The following is a 21,936-nucleotide window of genomic DNA, read 5'->3' as shown; positions in this document are numbered from 1 at the left end:
GGCCCCCGGTCCGGCGCACGTGACGGAATACCGGCTTGCCCGAAACGCCCGGGAGTGCGGATCATGGCCCTTCGTGACCTCAGCACCTCCCTCGCCCTCCCCCTCGCCCTCGCAGCCGTCGGCCCGGCTCCGCGCCCTGCTGCCGGACCTCTCGCCGTGGCGCTCCTCGGCGGACTTCCGGCTGCTGTGGATCCAGGGCCTGATCACGTACTTCGGCAGCTTCATGGCGCTCATCGCGCTGCCGCTCCAGATCAAGGACCTCACGGGTTCCCCGCTCGCGGTCGGGGCGATGGGCGCGGTGGAGCTGGTGCCGCTGGTGGTCTTCGGGCTGTACGGCGGGGCGCTCGCGGACTCGGTGGACCGCCGCCGGGTCATCATGCTCACCGAGGCGGGGCTCGGGGTGCTCGCCGCGATCCTGCTGGTGAACGCCCTGCTCCCGGAGCCGCTGCTGTGGCCGCTGTACGTGGTGGCCGGCGGGGTGTCCGCGCTCGCCGGGCTCCAGCGGCCCGCGCTGGACTCCCTGATGGCCCGGATCGTGCCGCACGCACAGCAGACGGCGGCGGCCGCGCTGAACTCGCTGCGCTGGCAGATCGGGGCCATCGCGGGCCCGGCGCTGGCCGGTCTGGTGGTGGCGTACGCCGGTCACGGCACCGCGTACGGGGTGACGGTGTGCACGTTCGCCGCCTCCGTCGTGCTCTGTCTGCGGCTCTCCCCGGCCCCGCCGGCGCGGGACGCGCAGAAGCCGTCGCTGCGTGGGATCGTCGAGGGGGCGCGGTACGCCTGGAGCCGGCCGGTGCTGCTGGGGACGTACGCGATCGACATGGCGGCGATGTTCTTCGCCTTCCCGAACACGATCTTCCCGTTCCTCGCGGACGATCTGGACGCGGAGTGGTCGCTGGGCCTGATGTACGCGGCGGGCTCGGTCGGCTCGCTGGCGCTGGGGCTGACCAGCGGCTGGACGAGCCGGGTGCGCAGGCACGGGCTGTTCGTGGTGTTCGGTGCGACGGCGTGGGGGCTGGCCATCGCCGCGGCGGGCTGGTTCTCCAGCGTGTGGGTGGTGCTGCTCTGCCTGGCCGTCGCGGGGGCGGGCGACATGCTGAGCGGGCTGGGGCGGTCGACCATCTGGAACCAGACGATCCCGGAGGAGCTGCGGGGCCGGCTGGCGGGCATCGAGGTGCTCTCGTACAGCGTCGGCCCGCAGTTGGGCCAGGTGCGGGCCGGGGCGATGGCGGGCTGGACCGGGACCCGATCGGCGATCTGGACGGGCGGCGTGGCGTGCGTGGCGTCGGTGGTGCTGCTGACCGCTGCGCTGCCGAAGCTGGTGCGGTACGACTCGGAGACGGATGAGGACGCGGTGCGGAGGAGGGGGGCCCGGGGGGAGGCGTGACCCGGGCCCGGCCGGGTGGCCGGGCTTCCGGGGCTCCGCCCCGTACCCCGCTCCTCAAGCGCCGGAGGGGCTGGAAAAGACGTCCTCAATCGCCGGACGGGCTTCAGATGCCCCCGGTCGGGGCCCTGCGGGAAAGACCGTCCTCAATCGCCGGACGGGCTTGGACTGCCCCCGGACGGGGCCCTCCCGGAAAGTGGGTCACCCCCGGTCCGGGCCCGTGGGAAAGACCGTCCTCAATCGCCGGACGGGCTTGAGTTGCCCCCGGGCGGGCTTGGTTTGCCCTTGTTCTCGTCGTGCCATTTGGGGTCGGTGTCCCACTCCAGGTTCCGGTCGCGGGCCGTGTCCATCGCGTGTTGGGCCGCCTCGCGGGAGGTGTAGGGGCCGAACCGGTTCTGCGCCGGGCACTCCGGGCCCTCCTCGACCTTCTTGTGCTCCAGGCAGTAGTACCATTCGCCCGGTTTGCCTACCGTGCGCTTCTTGAACAGGGCCATCGACGGCTCCTTTCCTTATCGCCATGGTGCCCCGGGGCCGCTGGTTAGACTCGTTGGCATGTCTGGCCAGTCGCTTCTCGTACCAGGGGAGATCACTCCCGTCCGTTCCGTCCCCGGAAACATCCGGCGTCCCGAGTACGTGGGGAAGCCGGCCCCGACGCCGTACACCGGCCCGGAGGTCCAGGACTCCGACACCGTGGAGCGGATGCGCGTCGCGGGCCGTATCGCCGCGCGGGCGATGGAGGAGGCCGCCAAGCACATCGCCCCGGGGGTCACCACGGACGAGCTCGACCGGGTCGCCCACGACTTCATGGTCGATCACGGCGCGTACCCCTCGACGCTCGGCTACCGCGGCTTCCCCAAATCGCTGTGCACCTCGCTCAACGAGGTCATCTGCCACGGCATCCCCGACTCCACCGTGCTGCGCGACGGCGACATCGTGAACCTGGACGTCACCGCGTACATCAACGGCGTGCACGGCGACAACAACGCCACCTACCTCTGCGGCGACGTCGACGAGGAGTCGCGGCTGCTGGTCGAGCGCACCCGGGAGTCGCTGAACCGTGCCGTCAAGGCGGTCAGGCCCGGGCGCCAGATCAACGTGATCGGCCGGGTCATCGAGTCGTACGCGAAGCGGTTCGGTTACGGGGTCGTCCGCGACTTCACCGGGCACGGGATCAACTCCTCGTTCCACTCCGGCCTGATCATCCCGCACTACGACAGCCCGCACGCCACCACGGTGATGCAGCCGGGGATGACGTTCACCATCGAGCCGATGCTGACCCTGGGCACCCACGAGTACGACCTGTGGGAGGACGGCTGGACCGTGGTGACGAAGGACCGGAAGCGGACGGCCCAGTTCGAGCACACGCTGGTGGTCACGGAGACCGGAGCGGAGATCCTCACCCTCCCGTAGATCACCGGATCACCCCGAAATTCGCAGGACAGGACTCTCCCCTCCCTCTGCGCGTAGCCTTTTACCGACAGGCAGTCGGGAACCAGTTGACTTAGGTAAACCTAAGTAGGAGGATCGGGCGTATCGGCACGCGCCGCCGCACCGTCGCGGCGGCCGCTGCCGGTATCCCCGTCTCTCTCTGGACTTCCCGTCCCCCTCGGTCCCCGGAGGCCCGCCTTGGACGCAACCGCCACCGTCACTCCCTTCTCGACGCTCATCCGCACCGCGTCGCACGAGCAGCACACCGAGGCCGAGACCTCGACCTTCATGAGTGACCTGCTCGGCGGGCGGCTGGGAGTGGACGCCTACGCCCGCTACACCGAGCAGCTGTGGTTCGTGTACCGGGCACTGGAGGAAGGGGCGGAGGCCCTGCGCGAGGACCCGGTGGCCGGCCCCTTCATACAGCCGGAGCTGATGCGCTCCACCGAACTGGAGCGCGACCTGGCGCATCTGCGCGGGGCCGGCTGGCGCGAGAGTGTCGAGCCGCTGCCCGCCACCGCCGCGTACGCGGCCCGGGTCGCGGAGTGCGCGCGCACCTGGCCCGCCGGTTACATCGCCCACCACTACACCCGCTACCTCGGCGACCTCTCGGGCGGTCAGATCATCCGCGACAAGGCGGAGAAGACCTGGGGCTTCGAGCGCAAGGGCGACGGCGTGCGCTTCTACGTCTTCGAGGAGATCACCAACCCGGCCGCGTTCAAGCGGGGTTACCGCGAGCTGCTGGACGCGGTGAACGCGGACGACCTGGAGAAGCGGCGCATCGTCGAGGAGTGCAAGCGGGCCTTCGCGCTGAACACCGCGGTCTTCCGCGAACTGGGCGAGGTCTTCCCGATCGGCGCGTGACCGGGCGCCGGCGCGTGCGCCGGTGAGCGGGCGGCTCCACCGGCTTCCGGTGGAGCCGCCCGCGTGATCGGGGCGAGGACGCCCCGGCAGCGGGACGGACCGTCCCGGGTTCAGCCCCGGACGGCCATCAGGACGCGGCCCCCGACCTCCACCGTGCCGTCCGGCGCGGGTGCGGTGAGGATCTGGGAGCCGCGTCCTTGTGTGATGTTCAGGGCCCGGCCGAGTCGCGCGCTGAGCAGCAGGGCCGCCGCGCCCGTCGCCTCGTCCTCGACGATCGCCTCCCCGCGCCTCGGGAAGGCCCGTGCGCGCACCCGCCCGGCCGCCTCGTCCTCCCACGCCCAGGCGTAGAGCCAGCCCTCGCCGGGCGGCGGGCCCGGCAGCGCCTCGATCTCGGCGGCGCTCCCGTACTGCTGGAGCGTGCGCGGCGGGACCCACTCCGGGCGGGCGGTGATCCAGGTGAACTCCCCGTCCTGGCGGGCGAACACGTCCCCGACCGACAGCTCCAGGACCTCCAGGTCCAGCAGCCACGCGGTGCCCACCAGCGGGTGCCCGGCGAACGGCAGCCGGAGCCCCGGGGTGTGGATGTCCACCCGCCCGCGCTCCGGGTCGTCGACGAACACGGTCTCGCTGAAGCCCAGCCGCCGGGTGAGGAGTTGCCGGGAGGCCTCGTCGGGGTGGTCGCGTCCGTCGCGTACGACGCCGAGGGCGTTGCCGTACCGGCCGTCAGGTCCGCAGAACACGCGCAGGACGTCGATGCCCCGGGGTACGTCGTAGTCGCTCACGGGGGCATTCAAGCACTGCCGGGCGACGGGGCGGGAACCGGCGGGGTACGGCGGCGGGGCCGTACCGGCGAGCAACTGCTGCCGCCCGTACGGCCCCGGGCCTTTCGGATGGTGCGGGAAGGGTCAGGCGGTTCCGTCGCGACGACGGCGCGCCGCGATCACGACGCCCGCGCCGGCCGCCACGACAACGCCCGAGGCCGCGATCAGGGCGCCGGTCGGGACGTCGGAGCCGGTGGCGGCCAGGGCGCCGGAGCCGCCGACGGTGGAGCCGGTGGAGCCGCCGCCGACCGTGCCTCCGCCGCCGGTGGTGGAACCGCCGGTCGTGGAACCGCCGGTCGAGCCCGAACCGCCCGTGGAGCCGGAGCCGCCGGTGGAGCCGCCCGGGAGCTGGGCGTCCTTGTCCAGGGAGACCGCGACGTTCAGGGCGTCGAGCGCCTCGCCCTTCTCGTAGAAGCCGCCGAAGGCCTTGGCGCCGTCCGTGGTGAGCGTCGCCGGAATCTTCTCGAGGTTCACGACGCCGCCCTTGGCGGCGAGCGCCCCGGCGGGCACCTTCAGGTCGGCCAGGGACAGGCCGGTGAACTTGCTGACCTTGCCGGTCTTCTGGTCCTTGGAGGAGACGTCGGCGAGGAGCGTGCCGGAGGTGCCCTCGATGTCGACCTTCAGGTTGCCGAGGGACAGGTCGAGGACGTACTCGCCCTTGGTCTCGTGGCCGAGGAAGCGCACCTTGCCCTGGAACGCGGCGTTCAGTGTGTTCTTGTCGGCGTCGAGGTGACCGGTGGCCTTGCTGAAGCGGTAGCCGTCGGTGACGGCGGTCGCGCCGCCGCTCGTCTCGACCTTGCCGCGCGCGATCGGGCCGACGACGTAGGAGCGGAACTTCTCCTTGACGCCCCAGTTCAGGGTGCCGTCGATGACCGGGCCGCTGACGGGCGCAGCGAGCGCGGAGGCGGTGGGCGTCGGGGCGGTGCTCGGCTCGCCGGTGGGCTTGCCGGTGACCGGGGGCGTCGCCGGAGGAGTGGCCGGGGGCGTCGCCGGAGGGGTCGCCGGGGGCGTGGCCGGAGGGGTGGCCGGAGGGGTCGCGGGGGGCGTGGTCGGAGGCTTCGTCGCCTGCTTGACGGAGAGCGTCGCCGGGTCGAGCTCGGAGCCCTTCTCGTAGAAGCCCGCGAAGGCCTCGGAGCCGTCGGCGGTCAGCGTGGCGGGGATGCCGGAGAAGACCATCGCGCCGCCCGCTCCGCCGCCCCGCTTGGCCTTGGTCATATCCAGATCGGCGATCGGGGCGTCGTTCTTGGTGACGACGGTGCCGTCCATCTTCTTGCTGGTGAAGTCGGCGGTGATGATGCCCGTCTCGCGGCCTGAGGCGACCTTGACGTCGCTGAGCTGGACGTCGAGCAGCCCGTGGTGGCCCTCGAACCGGACGCTGCCCTTGAACGCGGTGTCGGAGACGTGCGTCGAGACGTCGTACGAGCCCTTGCCGTCGGTGAAGGTGAACACCCCGTTGCCCGCAGCCTGCTTGGCGCCCCCCGCGGGGGTGATCTTTCCTCCCGCGATGGGGCCCGCGATGTACTTGCGGAAGGACTCCTTGATGCCCCAGTCCAGCGTGCCGTCGACCAGTTCCAGCTTCGGGGCGGCGGGCGCGGCCTCGGAGGAGCCGTCGGCGGCGAGGGCGGGAAGGGCGAAGGTCGCGCCCAGGACGGCGGCCGTGGCGACGGCCGCGGCAAGAGTTATGGGGCGGCGGGTTGCTGCCATGTCGGTGGGTCTCCTTGCGGAACAGGGGGAGGGGGAAGAGAGGCGTGGGGGGAGGGGGTGACGACCCATAAGGCGCTCATGGGTACCGGGTCAGGAGGTCTTGGGGGCGTCATGGCCCGTGGTGGCGTCGGCGTCGGGTCCCTGAGCGGAACTGCGGCGCCGCAGGGCGAAGAACGCCCCGGCCGCGACGAGCAGCAGCGCACCGCCGCCGATTCCCGCCCAGGTGCCGGCCCCCGGGCCGGAGTCGGAGGAGGCGGCCGCCGGTGCGGCGGAGGGCTCCTCGGCGGCCTTCTCCGTGGGCTCGGCGGCCGCTGTCGGCTCACTGCCGAGGTCCGGCAGTGCGGGCAGTTCGGCCTTCTCGTCGACGGCCACGGCGAGCGAGACCGGGTCCATCGCGGTGCCCGCGCTGTACAGGGAGCCGAACGCCTTGGCGCCGTCGGCGGTGAGGGTGGCGGGAGCCTCGGTGAGGGCGGCGAGGCCGTCCTTCGGCGCGAAGTCCTCGGCGGCGAAGGTGATGAGCGGGACGTCCTCGGTGGTCGTGCCCGCGCTGGTGACGTCGGCCGACAGGGTGCCCTCGCCCTGGGCGACGGCGACGGTGACGCCGGCGAACTTCAGGTCGAGGTCGTGGGCGCCGGTGAAGCGGATGCTGCCGCCGAAGTCCGCGTCCAGCGTCTGCTTCTTCGCGTCGTACGTCCCCTTGCCCTGCGGGAAGCGGAACAGGGCCCCGCCGTCCTGGGCACCGTCGGCGAGCGTCCACTTGCCCTGGCCGATGGAGCCGGTGACGTACTCGCGGAAGGTGCGGCGTACGCCCCAGTCGACGGCGGCGTCCTCGACGCGGCCCGCCTTCGCCTCGTCCTTCTTCTCCGCCTTCTCCTTCTCCTTCTCGTCCTTCTCCTTCGCCGGGGCGGACGGCTTCGGCTGGGCGGCCGCGCCCTTGGTGTCGACGGAGAGGCTGATCGGGTCGAGCGGGGTGCCCGCGGTGTAGTAACCGGCGAAGGCGGAGGCTCCCTCGGCCGTCAGCGTGGTGGGGACGTCGGTGAGGGCGATGGGGGTGGAACCGCCCTTCATGTCGATCCCGCCGAGGCCGAGCCTGGCCAGCGGCACCTGGGAGCGGTTGGAGACCTTGCCGGTCCCCCGTTCCTTGCTCACCATGTCCGCGTGGAGCATGCCGCTGCCGCCGCTGATCCGGACGGTGGGGCGGCTGATCGTGAGGTCCAGCTCGTTGGTGCCGTCGGGCTTCTTGTGGCCGGTGAAGTGCACGCCGCCGGAGAAGCCGGAGTCGAGCGCTCCGGTGTCCGGGTCGTAGGAGCCGGTCGCCGAGTGGAAGCGGAACTGACTGCCGCCGACCGTGGCCGCTCCGCCGGTCAGGCTCCAACTGCCGCTCGCGATGGGGCCGGTGACATAGCTCTGGAAGGAGGACTTGATGCCCCAGTCCAGCCGGCCGCCCTGCACCGTACGGCCGGCCGCTTGCGCGGTGGCAGCGGGGAGCAGAGCCCCCAGCAGTACCGCGAGGAGCGCGACGGCGAGCGCGCGGGTGGATCTGGACGACGGCATGGGGCCCCTCCGAGGACTGGATACTCAGGTAAGGCTAACCTAAGGTATTCCCAGCCCGGGCCGGAACCCCCTCCGGTCACGCCGTTACCGGCGAACGGCCGACCGCACGCCGCAGAACGACAGGACGGTGCCCCGTGCACATCTCGCAGGCCTTCGCCACGAGGAGCCCCCGGGGCTCCGAGGGCCCGGACGCCGGACGGGCCTTTCCCCGTCGCCCGGCCCGGGGCAGGGCGGCCGCCGCCCTCACCGCCGCTGTCACCCTCGCCCTGGTCCTGACCGGCTGCGGCGGAAGCGGAAGCGGAAGCGGCAACTCCGCGCCGAAGTCCGCCGGGAGCACCGCCGACGCCGACCGGGTCGAGCCGCTGGCCACCCCGCCCGCGCCGAAACTGCCGGTGACGGTCGGCTCGGCGGACGGCACGAAGGTCACGATCGGTTCCACCGACCGGATCGTGCCGCTGACCGGGTCGCTGAGCGAGATCGTCTTCACCCTCGGTTTCGGGAAGCAGGTGGTAGCCCGGGACATCACCGCCACCTTCGAACAGGCCGAGAAACTCCCGGTGGTGACCCGCGCCCACGACGTGTCGGCGGAGAGCGTGCTCTCGCTGAAGCCGACGATCGTCCTCGCCGACACCACCACCGGACCGGCCGAGGCGATCGACCAGATCCGCGACGCCGGTATCCCGCTGCTCGTCGTCGAACCGGCCAAGGAGCTCGCCGACGTCGGCCGCCGCATCGACACCGTCGCCGAGGCCCTCGGCGTACCGTCCGCCGGCACGGAGCTCAAGGAGCGGACCGAGTCCCGGATCGCCGCCGTCCAGAAGTCCATCCCGGACCGCGCGGACGGCGAGAAGCCCCGGGTCGCCTTCCTCTACCTGCGCGGCTCGGCCTCCGTCTATCTGCTGGGCGGCGCGGAGTCCGGGGCAGGTTCGCTGCTGGAGGCGGCGGGCGCGGTCGACGCCGGCAAGGAGTCGGGCCTGGACAAGGACTTCACCGCCATCACCAGCGAGGCGCTCGCCAAGGCCGCGCCGGACGCGATCCTCCTGATGACCAAGGGGTTCGAGTCGGTCGGCGGCATGGACGGTCTGGTGAAGATCCCCGGTATCGCGGAGACCCCGGCCGGGATGGACCGCCGGATCGTCACCGTCGACGACGGGGTGCTGCTCAACTACGGGCCGCGCACCGACCGGGTGCTCGCCGAGATCGTCGAGCAGCTGTACGCGAAGGGCGGCACGGGCCGGTGACCACCGCGTACGAGGAACGCACCGGGGCCGATCCGAAGGCCCCGGGCGAGGGAGCGGACGGCGTCGCCGCCCCCAAGTCCCCCCGGAGCAGGGCGTATCTGCTCACCGTCGTGCTCTCCCTCGCCCTGCTCGTCGGCTGTCTGCTCTCCGCGGCGATCGGCGCGTACTCCATCCCGCTCGGCGACGTGCTGTCCTCCGTGCAGCACCGGATCGGGCTCGGCGGCCAGGAGTTGGACCGGGTCGGCGAGAGCGTCCTGTGGAACGTACGGCTCCCCCGGGTCGTCCTCGCCCTGCTCGTCGGCGCGTCCCTCGGCTGTGCGGGCGCGCTGATGCAGGGTGTGTTCGGCAACCCGCTCGCCGAGCCCGGCGTGATCGGCATCTCGGCGGGCGCGGCCGTGGGTGCGGTCGCCTCGATCGCGCTCGGCCTGACCTTCTTCGGCAACTGGACCATCACCGTCTGCGCGTTCATCGCCGGCCTGGTCACGGTGCTGCTCGTCTACACGCTCTCGCGGTCCGGCGGCCGGACCGAAGTGGTGACGCTGATCCTCACCGGTATCGCCGTCAACGCGTTCGCGGGCGCGCTGATCGGCCTGTTCATCTTCTTCGCGGACAACGCGCAGATCACCCAGATCACCTTCTGGCAGCTCGGTTCGCTCTCCCAGGCCACCTGGCCCAAGGTGCTCGCCGTGCTGCCGTGCGCGCTGGCCGGGCTCCTCATCGCCCCCTTCTACGCCCGCAAGCTGGACCTGCTGGCGCTCGGGGAGCGGCCCGCCCGGCACCTGGGCGTGGACGTGGAGCGGCTGCGGATCGTGCTGGTGCTGGTGGTGGCGCTGCTGACGGCCGCCGCGGTCGCCGTCGCCGGGATCATCTCCTTCGTCGGGCTGCTCGTCCCGCATCTGCTGCGGATGGCCAACGGCCCCGGTCACCGTTTCCTCGTCCCGGGCAGCGCGCTCGGCGGCGCCCTGGTCCTGGTGGCGGGCGACCTCGCGGCCCGTACGGTGGCGGCCCCCGCCGAGCTGCCGCTCGGGGTGCTGACCGCGCTCTTCGGCAGCCCGTTCTTCTTCTGGCTGCTGCGCAGGACCCGTCGTAAGCAAGGTGGTTGGGCATGAGGACGCTGAGAGACCTGTTCGCGGTACGCCCCCGGGAGCTTCCCTCGCCCGTGGCCCCCGGCTCCCCCGCCGTCGAGGCGGTCGGTCTTACGGTCCGCCTCGGGCAGCGGCAGGTGCTGGACTCCGTCGGTCTGACCGCGCACGCCGGCGAGGTGGTCGCCCTGGTCGGGCCGAACGGCGCGGGCAAGTCGACGCTGCTGGCGGCGCTGGCCGCCGATCTGCCCGCCGCGAGCGGCGAGGTGCGGATCGACGGGCGTCCGGCCACCGCCTGGTCCGCGCCCGAACTGGCGCTGCGCCGCTCGGTGCTGCCGCAGTCCGCCGCGCTGTCCTTCCCGTTCCCGGTGGAGGACGTCGTACGGATGGGGCGGGCGCCCTGGGCCGGTACGGAGCGGGAGGACGAGGACGACGCGGCGGTGGCCGCGGCGATGGCGGCCACCGAGGTGACCCGGTTCGCGGGCCGCCCGTTCTCGGCGCTTTCGGGCGGCGAGAAGGCCCGGGTGGCGCTGGCCCGGGTGCTGGCGCAGCGGGCCCCGCTGATGCTGCTCGACGAGCCGACCGCCGCCCTGGACCTGCGCCACCAGGAGCTGGTGCTGCGGATCTGCCGGGACCGGGCCGCCGCCGGGGACGCGGTGGTGGTCGTGCTGCACGACCTCGGCCTCGCCGCGGCGTACGCGGACCGGGCGGCCGTCCTGCACGAGGGGCGGATCGCGGAACTGGGCCCGCCGGACGAGGTGTTCAGCGGTGAGCTGCTCGGCGAGGTCTACCGGCAGCCGGTGGAGGTCTTCCCCCACCCCCGTACGGGCAGGCCGCTGATCGTACCGGTGCGCGGGGTCTGAGGCGGCCTGTGCCGCGAGGCCCTGGGTCACGGTGCGGGCGCTGTATCCGGTCCCCGGCCGCACGCCGTCCGCCGCCCCGGTAGGGTTTCGACGGTCAGTGCGGGCGACGGATCAGAAGGCGCGGAAGCAGCGGATGACGAGACACCCTGGGCTGGGCCGGCTGACGGCGGGGCTCGCGACGGCGACGGTGCTGTGCGTGACGGCGAGCGGCTGTGTGACGGTGCACGGGGAGCTGGAAGTGCTGCCCGGGGCGAAGAAGCCGGAGGCCGTGCAGGCGCTGAAGGACTTCACCGACGCCTACAACGCGGCGGACAAGGCGTTCGATCCGGCGCTGGACGCGGACCGGGTGACAGGTTCGCTGGGCGCGATCAACCAGGCCGGGCTGAAGGCGCGGCAGACGTACAACCCCGAGGGCAACAAGGCGCACAAGCCGCTGGTGCTGGAGGACGCGACGTACGTCGTCCCCAAGAAGGCGGGGTGGCCGCGCTGGTTCCTCGCGGACACCGACTCCAACCGGGACCGGGACGGCGGGAAGCTGGACACCCGCTGGCTGGTGGTGTTCGTACGGTCGGGCCCCGACGCGCTGTGGAAGGCGTCGTATCTCGCGGTGGTCCCGTCGTCCCAGGTGCCGGAGTTCGCCCTGGACGAGGACGGGTTCGCCACTCCGGTGGAGCCCGACGACGACGGCCTGGCCGTGGCGCCCGCGGAGCTGAGCGCCTCGTACACCGGGTATCTGCAGAGCGGCGCCCCGGATGTGTTCGCGCCCTCCACGGCGACCTCGGGCTGGCGCGAGACGCGCCGCACCACACGGCGGGCGGGGTTCTCGTACCAGTACGTCGACCAGCCGCTGACGCGTGCGGCCTTCGCGCCGCTCGGGCTGCGCACCGAGGACGGCGGGGCGCTGGTCTTCTTCAGCAGCAAGCACTTCGAGCGGCAGACCGCGGCGAAGGGGCTGCGCCCCGAGGTCAACGCGGATGTGAAGGCGCTGCTCACCGGCGAGGTGAGCAGCAGTCTCACCAAGGAGCGGGTCTCCAGCCAGCTGGTGCACGTCCCGCCGCGCGAGGGGGCGGCCGGCTCCGAGTCCGGATCCGGATCCGACGGCAAGGTGCGGATGCTGAACCGGCTGCCGGGTCTGGTCGCGGCGAAGGGCGAGTAGGCAGGGCAGCGGCTCGGGCCGCCGGGCGGCCCGGCGGCATCCGACGACAACGCCCGGCCCTGCGGCCGGGCGGTCGCCCACCGGGCCGGTGGGCCGGCGGCTCAGCGGCTCAAGGGCCAGGCGATCGAGTCGTGGTCCAGCTCGCTCTGCTCGGCACTGCCCGCGTACCGCGCGCAGGCATCGGTGAGCGTCTCCAGCAGGGTCAGCGGATCGGGCAGCTCGTGCTCGGGGCCCCGCACCCAGTGGACGTCGAGCTCACCGGGGAGCCGGGCGGGCGGCAGCAGGACGTAGCTGCCCCGGCAGTGCCAGCGCAGGCCCGGGTGGGCGTCCATGGTCTCGGGGTGACAGTCCAGCTCGCAGGGCCACCACTCGTCCTCGTCCTCGGGGGTACCGCGGGTGGCGGTGAAAAAGAGCATCCGGTCCTCGCCGGACTGGGCGACCGGGCCGACGTCGATGCCGGCGTCGAGAAGGCGCTCCAGGGCGCCGCGACCCGCGGTGAGCGGCACGTCCAGCACGTCGTGGATCATGCCGGTCGCGGTGATGAAGTTGGCCAGCGGCTGGCTGCCGGCCCAGCGCTCGATCTGGGCGCGGTCGGTGGTCGACTGGGTCTGCCAGGCGAAGGAGATGGGATGCCGGGCGGGGGTGGGACAGCCGATGCGTTCGCACGAACACCGGTATCCGAGGGGGTGGGCGGCGGGGGCGATGGGCATACCCGCGTCGGCGACCGCCAGGAGCAGCGCGACCCTGGCCGACTCGTCGGCCTCGGCCCCCGGTGATTTGGGACGTCGCCGCAGCCACTGGGAGAACCTGCTCTCTGTGCCGCGGAAACGGCCGGAATCGGCGCCCATCTATCCCCTCACCTCAGCAGTTCACCTCAGCGTTGCCTCTCCATCGTCGCACCATCCTGCGGTTCGGGTGGCCAGAGTTCATCAGCGGGGCCGGGTACCACCGCACCGAGTGAGCACCATCACGCCCGATGTCACCCCATACCGGACGTCTCGCACCCTTGCCGGTGGATCCTGGGGCCCCCGCCGGGTCCTCGGGGTGTCAAGGGCGCGGGGTGAGCCCGCCGAGGGCGTAGTCGACGATCGCGTCGGCGTACGTGTGCGTGAGCGGCAGGGTCCGCAGCAGCCAGCGGTGCATCAGCGGGCCGATGAGCAGCTCCAGGGCGATCCGGGGGTCGGCGTCGGCGCGCAGGTCCCCGGCCTCCTGGGCGGCCCGCAGGCGCGTGACGTACAGCGCGAGCTGCGGTTCGAGCAACTTCGTGACGAATTCGGCGCCCAGTTTCGCGTCGACGATGCCCTCGGCGGTCAGCGCGCGGGTGGGGACCGCCAGCGCCGGGTCGTTCAGCTCGTCGACGGTGGCCCGCAGGACGAGCTTGAGGTCGGCGGTCAGATCGCCGGTGTCGGGGATGCCCTGCGCGGCGTCGCCGGACTGCGGTCCGGCCTCCTCGGCGGCCCGGCCCGCCAGGTCGAGGAAGGCTTCCATCAGCACGGCGGCCTTGGAGGGCCACCAGCGGTAGATGGTCTGCTTGCCGACCCCGGCACGGGCGGCGATACCCTCGATCGTCGTGCGCTGGTACCCCACCTCTCCGACGAGGGCGAGGGCGGCGTCGTGGATCGCGCGGCGGGAGCGGTCGCTGCGGCGGCTGGAGTCGGGTGCCTTGGTGGGTGTCATGCGCCCAATCTAACGCCGGCCGAACCGATACGTATCGTCTTGCGGGGGCCACGGGGCGTGCGTGTGATGGGCAGCGGGGCGACGCCGGAGATCCGGGCGGCGCGAGGCAACCGGGCAGCGCGGGGCATCCCGGCGGTGGCCGCGATCGGGGGGTCCGGTGAACCACCCGATCGATCGACTGCGGATCCGGCGCGCACGGCGCACCATGGGCTCACGCACAGACCGTGCGCATCCCACCGTTCCGCGGCCCCGGCCGCCGTTCGCGAGGAGCCAGAGTTGAACCGTGACGCCACCCCTCGTCGCTACCTGATGTGCGCCCCGGCGCACTTCCGGGTCACCTACTCCATCAACCCGTGGATGGACCCGTCCAAACCCGTCGACCTGCCGCTGGCCCGGACCCAGTGGGAGGACCTGCGCGACCGCTACCGCGCCCTCGGCCACACCGTCGAGCTGATCGCCCCCCGTCCCGACCTGCCCGACATGGTCTTCGCCGCCAACGGCGCCACGGTGATCGGCGGCCGGGTGCTCGGCGCGCTGTTCGCGTACCGGGAGCGGTACGCGGAGGCCGGAGCCCACCGGGACTGGTTCCGGGAGCACGGCTTCACCGAGGTCCATGAGCCGGAGCACGTCAACGAGGGCGAGGGGGACTTCGCCGTCACCGCGTCCTACCTGCTGGCCGGGCGCGGCTTCCGGTCCAGTCCGCTCTCGCACATGGAGGCCCAGGAGTTCTTCGGGCTGCCGGTCATCGGGCTCGATCTGGTGGATCCCCGCTACTACCACCTGGACACCGCGCTGTGCGTGCTGGACGCGGCGGCCGACGAGATCATGTACTACCCGGACGCGTTCTCCCCCGGCAGCCGGGCGGTGCTGCGCCGGCTGTTCCCGGACGCGCTGCTCGCGCGGGAGGCGGACGCGGCGGCGTTCGGCCTCAACTCGGTCAGCGACGGGCGCCACGTCCTGCTGCCGCAGGGGGCGACAGGGCTCCTGGACCCGCTGCGGGACCGGGGGTTCGAGCCGGTCCCGATGGACCTGGGCGAGCTGCTCAAGGGCGGCGGCAGCGTGAAGTGCTGCACGCAGGAGCTGCGGGCCTGATCAGCCGCTGACCGTCACTCCGTGCTCTCCGGCGGCCAGGGATCGCCCCAGGCGACGTCCCTGGCCGCCCGGTACAGCTCGCCGTGGCGCTTGGTGACCGTGGAGCGGGCCAGCCCGTCGTCGCGGGTGCACAGCTCCAGCAGTACCTGGCCCTTGCGGATCTGCGGCCTGCGGGTGACCCGGGCGGGCGCCGGGTCGGTGGGGAAGCGGGTGGCGACCACGTAACTGAACTTCTCGTCCTCGTGGCTCAGCGAGCCGCCCTTGACCTGCCGGTGCAGCGAGGAGCGGCTGACCCGGGCCGAGAAGTGGCACCAGTCGGCCCCGGGGGTGATCGGGCAGGCGTCGCTGTGCGGGCAGGGGGCCGCGACGCCCATCCCGGCGGCGATCAGCCGGTCGCGGGCCTCGATGATCCGGGCGTAGCCGTCGGGGGTGCCGGGCTCCACGATCACCACCGCCTGTCCGGCCGCCGCCGCCGCGTCGACCAGTTCGGTCCTGGCCCCGGCGGTCAACTCCTTGAGCACATAGCTGACGGTCACCAGGTCCACCGGGGCCAGCTCCAGCGCCGCTCCGATCCGCGCCTTCTCCCAGCGCGCGTCGCGGAGCCCCGGGACCCCGGACGCCTCGGCGAGTTCGCGGCCGAGTGCGAGGGCCGGTTCGGCCCAGTCCAGGACGGTCGTGGCCGGGCCCGCCCAGACCCCGGCCACCGCCCAGCTCGCCGCGCCCGTGCCGCCCCCGACGTCGGTGTGGGTGGCGGGCGTCCAGTCGGGGGCGGCCCCGGCCAGGGCGTCGAGGGCGGACCGTACGGCTTCGTAGGTGGCGGGCATCCGGTACGCGGCGTACGCGGCGACGTCGGAGCGGTCCCGCAGGATCGGGGCGTCCGTCGGGGTCTCCCCCCGGTAGCTGGCGATCAGCCGGTCGACGGCCTGCGCGGCCTGCTTGGGCGGCAGTCCGTCGAGCAGTCCGGCCAGCGCCGCGCGCAGGGACTGTGCGGTGGGGAGGGTGACGTTCACCGCCGAATTGTAGGCGGAGGCGACCCGGTGGACGCATTCCGCTTCGCCGGGGCCCGGAGGGGTACGGAGGGATGTGTGCGCGGGCGGCATGGGACCGCGACGGGTCCGCACCAGGACTTCACGTAACCGGTACGGAACGGGTATCCGGCGAACTCCACACCGCCGTGGGCCTGTTGCTACGCTGGCCCGCGCGTGGACGGCACCGGGTCAAGATGGTCCAGCAGGGGAGCCATGAGGCAGAAGATCGTGCGGTTGACGCTCGTCGGCGGGGTGGTCTTTCTCGCCCTGCTCCTGCTGCTGGCCACCTGCGGCGGCAGCCCCGACGAGGACGACCGGAAGAGCGGCGCGGCCACCGGGACGGCGAAACCGGTGGTGCCGGCAGCCGGGCCGGTGACCCGGCTGACCGTTCCGCCGCAGTACACGACGGACCGGGGCTGGGAGATCATCGGCTCCTCCCCCGACGTGGCCGTCTCCCACGCGACGGGCCTGCTGGCCTATCTGGAGCGGTCGAAGGACAACCGCTACCGGCTGCGTACGGTCGACACGGCCACCGGCGAGCTGGGCTGGCGCGGCAAGGCCTGGCGGCAGCCGGACCCGCTCCACTATCCGAGGCTCGCCACGGTGGCCAAGGGCGACCGGCAGTTCTTCGTGACCTGGTCCTACGGGAAGGTCGGCGACGGGCTGTCGCCGTCGAACACCTTCATCGCGCTCGATCTGTACGACGTGACGAACGGGAACCGGCAGCGCGTCGAGGTGCCGTGGTCCGGCGCCCCGGACGTCGACACGACCGGGCCGTCCATCGTGATCAGCGACGCGAAGGCGAACAGCACCCTGGTGGACCCGGTCACGGGCGAGGTGTCCGAGCTGGGCGCGGACAAGTTGAAGTACCCCAAGGGCTGCCCGGCCTGCAAGCAGCTCACCGAGGTGCACGGGCAGACCGCCGAGGGCCTGCTGCTGGGCGGAGCACGGGAGTTCTGGGTGCGCGGCGGCTGGTTCAGCCGGAACGTCGCGCCCAAGGGCGCCGACAGGGGCAGCGGTGTGGTGACGTCGACGACCCCGGACCAGGTGCTGGCGAAGTGGGCGCCCGCGAAGAAGACCAAGCGGGCGGCGACCCACGAGCTGTGGGCGGTGCACGACGCGGCGACCGGTGAGGTCCTCACCTCGGTGGAGTGCCACAAGCCCGCCATAAAGCCGGGGCGTTTCCCGCAGGCGGTCCTCTCCCCCTCGGGCGATTACCTGATCGCCGGGAACCTGGCCTTCGATCTGGAGGCGAAGCAGGGCCGCTGCTTCGAGGACGAGGGCGGCGCCGCCCATCTGACCCTGGCCACGGTGACGGACGACGGCATCGCGTACGGGGCCGAGAACGCGCGCGACGCCTCGGAGGCGCTGTCGGGCGGCGGGCTCCCGGTCGCGATGGACTTCGCCACCTGGAGCACCGAGCGGCTGTCGCGCAACGCGCGGCTGCCGGGGACGGAGACGACCGGGGTCGGGGTGTTCCGCTGGACCGACCGGCAGGAACGTACGCATCTGATCGGCTACCCGCGGACCGGCTGAGCCCTCCGCGACCTACACCGGTCCCGCGGCGGGCGGTGGCGGCTCGGAGACCGCGGCGGGCCGCGGTGGCTCAGAGGCCGCCGGCCTCGCGGCCCGCTCGCTGCCAGGGGCGGCACAGGAGCAGGAAGCAGGCCACCGCCGCCACCGCGCACACGACCTGGACCACGGCCATCGGGACGGCCGTGTCCTCGCCGGCGATGCCGACCAGCGGGGAGGCGACGGCGCCGATGAGGAACGAGGACGTGCCGAGCAGCGCCGAGGCGGAGCCCGCCGCGTGCTTGGTGCGCATCAGGGCCTGGGCGTTGGTGTTCGGCATCGCGAGGCCCATCGCCGACATCAGCACGAAGAGCCCTGCCGCGACCGGCACGAGGCCGACCTCGCCGAAGACGCCGGCCGTCATGAGGAGCAGCGCGACGGCGGCCAGCACGATCACCGCGAGGCCGAAGCCGAGCACCTTGTCGAGGCTGACCCGGCCCACGAGCAGTTTGCCGTTGATCTGCCCGACGGTGATCAGGCCGATCGAGTTGATCCCGAAGAGCAGGCTGAAGGTCTGGGGCGAGGCCCCGTAGATCTCCTGCACGACGAACGGGGAGGCGGCGATGTACGCGAACAGGACGGCGAAGGCGAGCCCGCCCGCGACCATGTAGCCGGTGAAGACCCGGTCGGCGAGGAGCCCGCGCATGGTGCGCAGGGCTTCGGCGACCCCACCGGTGTGGCGGTCGGCGGGCGGCAGCGTCTCGTGCAGCCACTTCCAGACGACCAGGGTGAGCACGATGCCGACGACGGTCAGCACGACGAAGATGCCTCGCCAGTCGGTGATCCGCAGGACCTGCCCGCCGATCACCGGGGCGATGACCGGGGCGACGCCGGAGATCAGCATCAGGGTGGAGAAGAACCGGGCCATCTCCACGCCGTCGTAGAGGTCGCGCACCACGGCCCGGGCGATGACGATGCCGGCCGCGCCCGCGAGCCCCTGGAGGAGGCGGAAGCCGATGAGGAGTTCGGCGGTGGGGGCCAGGGCGCAGATGGCGGTGGCGAGGACGTAGACGACCATGCCGAGGAGCAGCGGCTTCCGGCGGCCCCAGCGGTCGCTCATGGGGCCGACGACGAGCTGGCCGAGCGCCATTCCGGCCAGGCACGCGGTCAGCGTGAGCTGGATGGTGGCTGCGGGAGCGCTCAGGGAGTCGGTGACGGCGGGGAGCGCGGGGAGGTACATGTCCATCGACAGCGGCGGCAGCGCGGTGAGTCCGCCGAGGACCATGGTGACCAGGAGGCCGGTGCGCCGGGCGGTCTTCGCCGCCGGGCCGGGAAGGCCGGCCGGGGCGGTGACCTGCGGGGCGGCGGGGTCGACGGAGAGGGCCCCCGCGTCGCCGTGCGGTATCTGCCGGTCGTCCGCCCGGGTCCCGGTCCCGGTGGTGGGTATGTGTGCTCGCTGGGCCCGGCTGCCGCCGCTGTCCGGCATTCTCTTCTCCACATCGTTGAATACGCATCTATGCTCTCAGCTCGGCCGGAGTGGTCGATACCTTTTTCGGGCGGGCTGGGGTGGCGGGCATGGGCGGGACGGTGCGTTGGGGTGTGCTGGCGACGGGCGGCATAGCCGCGAGGTTCACGGCGGACGTACAGGGGCTCCCCGACGCCGAGGTGGTGGCGGTGGCCTCGCGCACGGAGGGCTCGGCGCGGGAGTTCGCCGAGCGGCACGGGATCGGGCGGGCCTACGGCAGCTGGGCGGAGCTGGTCGCCGACGACGAGGTGGACGTGGTGTACGTGGCCACCCCGCACTCGGCGCACCACGCGGCGGCCTCGCTCGCGCTGCGGGCCGGAAAGCATGTGCTGTGTGAGAAGGCGTTCACGCTCAACAGCCGGGAGGCGGAGGAGCTGGTGGCGCTGGCCCGGGAGCGCGGCCTCTTCCTGATGGAGGCCATGTGGACCTATCTCAACCCGGTGGTCCGCCGCCTCACCGAGCTGGTCCGGGACGGGGCGATCGGCGAGATCCGTACCGTACAGGCGGATTTCGGCTTCGCGGGCGACTTCGCTCCCGGGCACCGGCTGCGCGATCCGGACCTGGGCGGCGGGGCACTGCTGGACCTCGGCGTCTACCCGGTCTCCTTCGCCCACCTGCTGCTGGGCGAGCCGGACCGGGTCCGGGCCGACGCGCTGCTGTCCCCGGAGGGCGTCGACCTGAACACGGGGATGCTGCTCGGCTGGGACTCCGGTGCGACCGCGCTGCTGTCCTGCTCGATCGTCGGCCACCATCCGACGGCGGCCACCGTCATCGGCACGGCCGGGCGGATCGATCTGCCGCGCGACTTCTTCCACCCGGACCACTTCGTCCTGCGACGGGCGGGCGCGGAGCCGCAGACGATCACCTCGGGTCCGGGACCCGAGGGGCTCTCGGGCATGCAGTACGAGGCCGTCGAGGTGGCGCGGGCGGTGCGGGCGGGCGAGCTGGAGTCCCCGCTCGTCCCGCTGGAGGGTTCGCTGGCGGTGATGCGGACGCTCGACGCGGTACGGGACCGTATCGGCGTCCGCTACCCGGCGGACCGCTGAGCCCGGAGCGTGCGTGAGGCTTCCGGTGCGGGCGTGTGGCGTTAGGGCGTGTCCGGCGGATCAGGGCCGGATAGGCCGCGGCGTCTGGTGCGGTGCATCGCAAGGCGCTGGAACGTCCTCATCGCGGAGCGATTCGGACGTTTCGGCAACGCCGCGAGGTGCCGTGCCAGGCGTCGCGGACCCGGTCAAGATCCGCCGGACACGCCCTACGCGGGGGTGAGCCCCGGGTTCCCGGCCTCGGTGACGAAGGAGGCCGCTGTGGTGAGGGGCGCGCCGGGGGTCGTGACGGCCGCCACCGTACGGAAGTCGGCGCGGGCCTCCTTCGTTCCGAGGGTGACGAGCGCGTAGCCGCGCCGCCCGTTGTAGTGCTTGAGGTGCGGGTTGGCGCGGGTCTGGTTCTCCCAGTTGGCGGGCCGGTCCGCGCCGTTCTTGCCGCTGCTGATGGACGTGGTGACGATCTCCGTGCCGACGGTCCGCGAGGCGGGGTCGTCGAAGTCCTTCTTCAGGTCGAAGGCGTAGGAGACGTGGACGTCGCCGGTGAGGACCATGAGGTTGTCCACCCCGGCGGCCTCGGCCCCGGCCAGCACCCGCTGCCGGGAGGCCGGGTAGCCGTCCCAGGAGTCCATGGAGAGCTTGAAGGCGTCGGTGGGCACATCGCGCCGCTGCGCGAAGGTGACCTGCTGCGGGACGACGTTCCAGGTGGCGTTCGAGGCCCGCCAGCCGTCGGTCAGCCAGCGCTCCTGGGCGGCCCCGGTCATGGTGCGCGCGGGGTCCTCCGACTCGGGTCCCGGGGTGCGCCAGCCGTCGCCGTACGCCTGGTCGCTGCGGTACTGGCGGGTGTCGAGGATGTCGAACTGGGCGAGCCGCCCGAACTTCAGGCGGCGGTAGAGCCGCATGTCGGGCCCGGTGGGGCGCTGCGGGGTGCGCAGCGGCTGGTTCTCCCAGTACGCGCGGTACGCGGCGGCCCGGCGCAGCAGGAACTCCTCGGGAGGCACGTCGTTCTCGGGGGTGCCGCCCGCGTAGTTGTTCTCGGTCTCGTGGTCGTCCCAGGTGACGACGAAGGGGTGGGCGGCGTGGGCGGCGCGCAGGTCCGGGTCGGACTTGTAGAGGGCGTAGCGCAGCCGGTAGTCCTCCAGGGTGACCGTCTCGCGGTTGTAGTGCGCGGGGAGTCTGCGGTCGGTGTAGTCGCGGGCTCCGCCGGTGGCGGTGACGGCGTACTCGTAGAGGTAGTCGCCGAGGTGGAAGACGACGTCGACGTCCTCGGCGGCGAGGTGGCGGTAGGCGGTGAAGTAGCCGTCGTGGTACGCCTGGCAGGAGACGGCGGCCAGGGCCAGGGAGCTGTTGCGGGCCCCGGGGGCCGGGGCGGTGCGGGTGCGGCCGACCGGGCTGGTCCAACTGCCGGTGCGGAAGCGGTAGTAGTAGACCCGGCCGGAGTCGAGGCCCTGGACCTCGGCGCGGACGCTGTGGGCGAACTCGGGGTGGGCGGTGGCCGAGCCGCGCCGCTCGACACGGCGGAAGCCCTCGTCGCGGGCCACCTCCCAGCGCACCTCGACCCGGCCGCGCGGGAGTCCGCCGCCCGGCTCGTAGGGGCGGGGCGCGAGCCGGGTCCAGATGAGGACGGACGCGGGGTGCGGGTCGCCGGAGGCGACGCCGAGGGTGAACGGGTCCTCGGTGATCCGGCGGGCGTCGACTTCGGCGGCGCTGGCCGTGCCGGCGGCGGGCAGGTTCACGGCGAAGGCGAGCGCGGCGGCGGCTCCGGTGACGGTAAGGAAGCGTCTGCGTCCCACGCCCGGTTCGAGCAGACGTGCGGCGGTGCGGAGCTCGATCGCCCGTGTGTCCTGATCGGGCGTCATGATGGTCTGTGCGGCTGTCATATGCCCCTCCTCAGCCCGGATGCTGTCGGGGTTCATGCCAGCCGCACGCGACGACGCACCGTTGTCGCGTGCACAACATCCGCAT

At 72.7% G+C, this 21,936-nt stretch carries 18 protein-coding genes and 1 pseudogene; 10 read left to right on the top strand and 9 right to left on the bottom strand.

What is annotated here, in order from left to right:
- The first annotated feature begins 73 nt into the window (after window positions 1–73).
- A complete protein-coding gene (locus AB0F29_RS03550; protein ID WP_018958180.1) occupies window positions 74–1,387 on the top strand; it encodes an MFS transporter in 1,314 nt (437 codons plus the stop codon).
- Between the two features lie 233 nt (window positions 1,388–1,620).
- Here AB0F29_RS03550 and AB0F29_RS03545 read toward each other — a convergent pair whose 3' ends face one another.
- The gene (locus AB0F29_RS03545; RefSeq protein ID WP_361867163.1) at window positions 1,621–1,878 is read right to left on the bottom strand and encodes a hypothetical protein; all 258 of its coding nucleotides are present in this window, start codon (window positions 1,876–1,878) and stop codon (window positions 1,621–1,623) included.
- A gap of 58 nt (window positions 1,879–1,936) precedes the next feature.
- Here AB0F29_RS03545 and map point away from each other — a divergent pair, with 58 nt between their 5' ends.
- The gene (gene map / locus AB0F29_RS03540) at window positions 1,937–2,794 is read left to right on the top strand and encodes a type I methionyl aminopeptidase (RefSeq protein WP_361867162.1); all 858 of its coding nucleotides are present in this window, start codon (window positions 1,937–1,939) and stop codon (window positions 2,792–2,794) included.
- 216 nt (window positions 2,795–3,010) lie between these two features.
- Window positions 3,011–3,676, top strand: a complete 666-nt coding sequence (locus AB0F29_RS03535) for a biliverdin-producing heme oxygenase (RefSeq protein WP_361867160.1) — start codon at window positions 3,011–3,013, stop codon at window positions 3,674–3,676.
- Between the two features lie 110 nt (window positions 3,677–3,786).
- On the opposite strand, the gene AB0F29_RS03530 is transcribed toward AB0F29_RS03535, so the two are convergent.
- The 3 genes from AB0F29_RS03530 to AB0F29_RS03520 all read right to left on the bottom strand — a co-directional run bounded on the left by AB0F29_RS03530 (window position 3,787) and on the right by AB0F29_RS03520 (window position 7,755).
- On the bottom strand, window positions 3,787–4,458 hold the full coding sequence (locus AB0F29_RS03530) for a PhzF family phenazine biosynthesis protein (RefSeq protein ID WP_018958184.1): 672 nt from the start codon (window positions 4,456–4,458) through the stop codon (window positions 3,787–3,789).
- A gap of 123 nt (window positions 4,459–4,581) precedes the next feature.
- A complete protein-coding gene (locus AB0F29_RS03525; RefSeq protein ID WP_361867158.1) occupies window positions 4,582–6,201 on the bottom strand; it encodes an HtaA domain-containing protein in 1,620 nt (539 codons plus the stop codon).
- A 90-nt stretch (window positions 6,202–6,291) separates the two neighbouring features.
- Window positions 6,292–7,755 (bottom strand): HtaA domain-containing protein, encoded by a 1,464-nt coding sequence (locus AB0F29_RS03520; protein ID WP_361867157.1) that lies wholly within the window; start codon window positions 7,753–7,755, stop codon window positions 6,292–6,294.
- Between the two features lie 134 nt (window positions 7,756–7,889).
- On the opposite strand from AB0F29_RS03520, the gene AB0F29_RS03515 reads away from it, so the two are divergent.
- The 4 genes from AB0F29_RS03515 to AB0F29_RS03500 all read left to right on the top strand — a co-directional run bounded on the left by AB0F29_RS03515 (window position 7,890) and on the right by AB0F29_RS03500 (window position 12,097).
- Window positions 7,890–8,996, top strand: coding sequence for an ABC transporter substrate-binding protein (locus AB0F29_RS03515; RefSeq protein ID WP_361867156.1), 1,107 nt, complete (start codon window positions 7,890–7,892; stop codon window positions 8,994–8,996).
- Window positions 8,993–10,105, top strand: coding sequence for an iron ABC transporter permease (locus AB0F29_RS03510; protein ID WP_361867154.1), 1,113 nt, complete (start codon window positions 8,993–8,995; stop codon window positions 10,103–10,105). The genes AB0F29_RS03515 and AB0F29_RS03510 overlap by 4 nt, the downstream gene beginning before the upstream one ends.
- A complete protein-coding gene (locus AB0F29_RS03505; RefSeq protein ID WP_361867153.1) occupies window positions 10,102–10,941 on the top strand; it encodes a heme ABC transporter ATP-binding protein in 840 nt (279 codons plus the stop codon). Before AB0F29_RS03510 ends, AB0F29_RS03505 begins: the two co-directional genes overlap by 4 nt.
- A 133-nt stretch (window positions 10,942–11,074) precedes the next feature.
- A complete protein-coding gene (locus AB0F29_RS03500) occupies window positions 11,075–12,097 on the top strand; it encodes a hypothetical protein (RefSeq protein WP_361867151.1) in 1,023 nt (340 codons plus the stop codon).
- A 101-nt stretch (window positions 12,098–12,198) separates the two neighbouring features.
- Here AB0F29_RS03500 and AB0F29_RS03495 read toward each other — a convergent pair whose 3' ends face one another.
- Complete coding sequence (locus tag AB0F29_RS03495) at window positions 12,199–12,945, bottom strand: bifunctional DNA primase/polymerase (protein ID WP_361867150.1); 747 nt, start codon at window positions 12,943–12,945, stop codon at window positions 12,199–12,201.
- A gap of 199 nt (window positions 12,946–13,144) precedes the next feature.
- A complete protein-coding gene (locus tag AB0F29_RS03490; RefSeq protein WP_361867148.1) occupies window positions 13,145–13,774 on the bottom strand; it encodes a TetR/AcrR family transcriptional regulator in 630 nt (209 codons plus the stop codon).
- A 264-nt stretch (window positions 13,775–14,038) separates the two neighbouring features.
- Between AB0F29_RS03490 and ddaH the strand changes: the two are divergent.
- Window positions 14,039–14,866 (top strand): annotated as a pseudogene (gene ddaH, locus AB0F29_RS03485) (dimethylargininase); the annotation flags it as partial.
- Window positions 14,867–14,880: 14 nt separating this feature from the next.
- On the opposite strand, the gene AB0F29_RS03480 reads toward ddaH, so the two are convergent.
- Window positions 14,881–15,876, bottom strand: a complete 996-nt coding sequence (locus AB0F29_RS03480) for a small ribosomal subunit Rsm22 family protein (RefSeq protein ID WP_361867147.1) — start codon at window positions 15,874–15,876, stop codon at window positions 14,881–14,883.
- Window positions 15,877–16,107: 231 nt separating this feature from the next.
- Between AB0F29_RS03480 and AB0F29_RS03475 the strand changes: the two genes are divergently transcribed.
- Window positions 16,108–17,430 carry a hypothetical protein gene (locus AB0F29_RS03475; protein ID WP_361867146.1) on the top strand — a complete coding sequence of 441 codons (1,323 nt, stop codon included), beginning with the start codon at window positions 16,108–16,110 and terminating at the stop codon, window positions 17,428–17,430.
- Between the two features lie 70 nt (window positions 17,431–17,500).
- On the opposite strand, the gene AB0F29_RS03470 is transcribed toward AB0F29_RS03475, so the two are convergent.
- Window positions 17,501–18,892: a multidrug effflux MFS transporter gene (locus AB0F29_RS03470; RefSeq protein WP_361867145.1), complete on the bottom strand. Its 1,392-nt coding sequence runs from the start codon at window positions 18,890–18,892 to the stop codon at window positions 17,501–17,503.
- A gap of 89 nt (window positions 18,893–18,981) precedes the next feature.
- Here AB0F29_RS03470 and AB0F29_RS03465 point away from each other — a divergent pair, with 89 nt between their 5' ends.
- Window positions 18,982–19,977, top strand: coding sequence for a Gfo/Idh/MocA family oxidoreductase (locus AB0F29_RS03465; protein ID WP_361867143.1), 996 nt, complete (start codon window positions 18,982–18,984; stop codon window positions 19,975–19,977).
- Between the two features lie 206 nt (window positions 19,978–20,183).
- Here the strand turns inward: AB0F29_RS03465 and AB0F29_RS03460 are convergent, their stop codons facing one another.
- Entirely contained in the window at window positions 20,184–21,851 is a 1,668-nt protein-coding gene (locus AB0F29_RS03460; RefSeq protein WP_361867141.1) for an alkaline phosphatase D family protein, read from the bottom strand.
- Between the last annotated feature and the right edge of the window lie 85 nt (window positions 21,852–21,936).

The organism is Streptomyces sp. NPDC026589 (assembly GCF_040638385.1).
GTDB lineage: Bacteria > Actinomycetota > Actinomycetes > Streptomycetales > Streptomycetaceae > Streptomyces.
The sequence above is the reverse complement of the archived record's forward strand: the minus strand, read 5'-3'. Positions and strand labels throughout refer to the sequence as shown.

Coding starts and splice junctions, on each gene's coding strand:
- AB0F29_RS03545 (WP_361867163.1), bottom strand. CDS start 1,878: ATGGCCCTGTTCAAGAAGCGCACGGTAGGCAAACCGGGCGAATGGTAC.
- map (WP_361867162.1), top strand. CDS start 1,937: ATGTCTGGCCAGTCGCTTCTCGTACCAGGGGAGATCACTCCCGTCCGT.
- AB0F29_RS03525 (WP_361867158.1), bottom strand. CDS start 6,201: ATGGCAGCAACCCGCCGCCCCATAACTCTTGCCGCGGCCGTCGCCACG.
- AB0F29_RS03520 (WP_361867157.1), bottom strand. CDS start 7,755: ATGCCGTCGTCCAGATCCACCCGCGCGCTCGCCGTCGCGCTCCTCGCG.
- AB0F29_RS03505 (WP_361867153.1), top strand. CDS start 10,102: ATGAGGACGCTGAGAGACCTGTTCGCGGTACGCCCCCGGGAGCTTCCC.
- AB0F29_RS03500 (WP_361867151.1), top strand. CDS start 11,075: ATGACGAGACACCCTGGGCTGGGCCGGCTGACGGCGGGGCTCGCGACG.
- AB0F29_RS03495 (WP_361867150.1), bottom strand. CDS start 12,945: ATGGGCGCCGATTCCGGCCGTTTCCGCGGCACAGAGAGCAGGTTCTCC.
- AB0F29_RS03490 (WP_361867148.1), bottom strand. CDS start 13,774: ATGACACCCACCAAGGCACCCGACTCCAGCCGCCGCAGCGACCGCTCC.
- AB0F29_RS03475 (WP_361867146.1), top strand. CDS start 16,108: ATGAGGCAGAAGATCGTGCGGTTGACGCTCGTCGGCGGGGTGGTCTTT.
- AB0F29_RS03470 (WP_361867145.1), bottom strand. CDS start 18,892: ATGCCGGACAGCGGCGGCAGCCGGGCCCAGCGAGCACACATACCCACC.
- AB0F29_RS03465 (WP_361867143.1), top strand. CDS start 18,982: ATGGGCGGGACGGTGCGTTGGGGTGTGCTGGCGACGGGCGGCATAGCC.
- AB0F29_RS03460 (WP_361867141.1), bottom strand. CDS start 21,851: ATGACAGCCGCACAGACCATCATGACGCCCGATCAGGACACACGGGCG.